The organism is Oleiphilus sp. HI0117 (assembly GCF_001635235.1).
Genome location: NZ_LWGA01001410.1, coordinates 1 through 675, shown reverse-complemented (window position 1 = coordinate 675; position 675 = coordinate 1). Strand labels below are relative to the sequence as shown.

Below are 675 nucleotides of genomic sequence, written 5' to 3'. Positions count from 1 at the left end.
TTATTTAAGGTATGGATAAGGGAAGACGAGAATGAATTTAAAGAAATGCATTGGGGGGAGTATATGTTTACTTGCTCTAAGCAGTATCGCTTTTGCAGAAGATAAACCTAAATATTATGCCGGGCTGGATGCCCACTACCTGATAAATACTATTGGTAATGAACAAAGTGGCGAAGCGGAGTTCGATATCTCTGGAGCTGGTCTGAGAGCGGGATTATATTTGGAGCCTCAAGTAGGGCTTGAAGTTTATGCCGCACAAGGTGTCACTGAGGGAGACGATATTGGTATTGATATGAGTCTCGTATCTTCGGTTGGGATATTGGGTCGTTTCGAGTCTCCAGAGGCTGAGAACGGTGGGAAATTGTTTATCTTGCTTGGCTATGGCATGTCTGAACTGGAAATGACCCGCAGCGCCTCCAGCCCCGTAGATAGAGAGTTGTATCATGGCGTTGTCTACGGTGGTGGTGCTGAATTTCGTTTGGGTTCGAGTGAGACCTTTATCAATATTCAGGGCCTTCGTTATTATGATGAGGATCACCTCTCTCTGGATGGTGTGAGCTTGGGCTTACGCCAAAGTTTCTAGTTAAAAAGGACTTAATATGTGTTCAGTAAAAAAGATGACACGGGCTGTTTTACTTTTAGTTAGCTTTGTCTTAACAGCTTGTGGTGTGGGTA

General features: G+C 44.0%; 1 protein-coding gene. It reads left to right on the top strand.

Annotated features, from left to right (window positions below; translation table 11 throughout):
* Nucleotides 1-31 precede the first annotated feature (31 nt).
* The gene (locus A3757_RS23815) at nt 32-583 is read left to right on the top strand and encodes an outer membrane beta-barrel protein (RefSeq protein ID WP_068509584.1); all 552 of its coding nucleotides are present in this window, start codon (nt 32-34) and stop codon (nt 581-583) included.
* Nucleotides 584-675: the final 92 nt, after the last annotated feature.